Genomic DNA, 1,694 nt, shown 5'->3' on the forward strand with positions numbered 1-1,694 from the left:
TTTTTTTTCTACGCCTGACCATTTAACTAACAAGGATTTCCATTAGCCTTCGTCGAAGTATTCTCTACCTACTTTGACGGAGGTTTTCGTAATGCCATTACCGAAAAATCGAATTGTTCCTGAAAGAAAAATATATTATCGACCTGAGTTCGAGCGATGTCTTCACTGCAGTGCAAAATTGAAACGAAGTCATACTGCCTGGAAGAAAAACATTTCAACCCTACATGGTGTTATCCAAGCGTGGAGTATGGCATACGTCTGTCCAAATTCAAGTTGTGCTTATCCAAAAACGTACTACAAATCAGCGGAAGCAGACTCCTTGTGCATGAAACATACTTCTTATGGCTTCGACGTATTGGCACTTGTTGGGCAATTACGGTTCAAGCATCATAGAACCATTGCAGAGATCACCCAGGAACTTACCGAGCGTGGGATTGCGACATCCGAACGTAACTCACAAAGATTGTACGAACGGTACGTTACCTTACTGCGTTCCAGTGCCACGGAATTTGTGAAGTCATCCCTTAAACAAGTTGCTGAAGAACACGGCGGTATCATGATCTCTATGGATGGTGTTCAACCCGAAAAAGGAAATGAGACCCTTTACGTTGTTCGAGAAGTGTTCAGTGGAACCATCCTCGTTGCCAAAAGCGTAAAGAGCAGTTCGTCGCAAGAATTACAAGAACTCATTCAACCTGTAATCGATCTTGGCTTTCGCATCATCGGGATTGTCACGGATGGACAGCAATCAATCCGACTGGCCATGGAATCATTGCTTCCAGAAGTTCCCTACCAATATTGTCAGTACCACTACTTAAAGGACATCGCGAAGCCTGTGGTGGATCTGGATCGAAAATTGAAGACGGGGATTAAGAAAAGCCTCCGCGGCATCCGTGAGCTTGAGAAAAAACTAGAGAAGGATGAATCCAAAGAGACGGAAGTCGTAAAAGACTACTTGGCAGCAGTTCGTTCGGTACTTCTAGAGGACGGTAATCCACCCTTAGATTTGCCTGGAGTTCGAATTTACGAGAACGCGAAAGCCATTCAGACATCGCTTCAAAATTGTCTGGATAAAAAAGGGGCCTTCTTTACTTCAGAATGTTTTCAGAATATTCAGCAAACTGAATGAATTTAACGAACTTTATCATGAAGTCAAGCGTTGGGCACGACCCTTACATCACGTTGCAGACATCTTCAATCCAGACATCGACCAGACAAGTGAATCTGTACAACTCCATATGAAAAGTTTGATTCAATGGCTGGAACAGACCTATGTTGAGGCACAGGATCAACCCATGGTTTCTAACTTTAAGAGCTATACGAAAGGATTTTGGAAAGGTTTGTTTACTTGTTATGACCATCCTTATGTTCCTCGCACAAATAATGATCACGAACGATTTTTCCGTCAAACGAAGACGCGCCATAGACGAATGACAGGATTACGTAGTTGGAATGAGTACATTGTTCGATCCGGCGAATTTGTTGTTTTCGTTGATGATGCACTCCGACAAACCGATGTGATGAACAGACTTAGAAGCGTTAGCTACGAAGTCTTCCACGCTGAGCGACTACAGTGGTCTAAACGTTTGCAGGAGACTACAAAACGCCGACGGTTTAGAAGAAATCCTACGAAATATCTGAAAGATATAGAAAACAAGTTTTGTACGTTAATTGGTCAGGCGTAGTTTTTTTTT

General features: G+C 42.7%; 2 protein-coding genes. Both read left to right on the top strand.

Annotated features, from left to right (window positions below; all coding sequences use genetic code 11):
• The first annotated feature begins 91 nt into the window (after window positions 1-91).
• Window positions 92-1,129, top strand: coding sequence for a transposase (locus G9U52_RS39020; RefSeq protein ID WP_166158857.1), 1,038 nt, complete (start codon window positions 92-94; stop codon window positions 1,127-1,129).
• Window positions 1,130-1,238: 109 nt separating this feature from the next.
• Window positions 1,239-1,685 carry a hypothetical protein gene (locus tag G9U52_RS39660; RefSeq protein ID WP_375790330.1) on the top strand — a complete coding sequence of 149 codons (447 nt, stop codon included), beginning with the start codon at window positions 1,239-1,241 and terminating at the stop codon, window positions 1,683-1,685.
• Window positions 1,686-1,694: the final 9 nt, after the last annotated feature.

This window comes from Paenibacillus agricola, from assembly GCF_011440305.1.
Taxonomy (GTDB): domain Bacteria; phylum Bacillota; class Bacilli; order Paenibacillales; family NBRC-103111; genus Paenibacillus_S; species Paenibacillus_S agricola.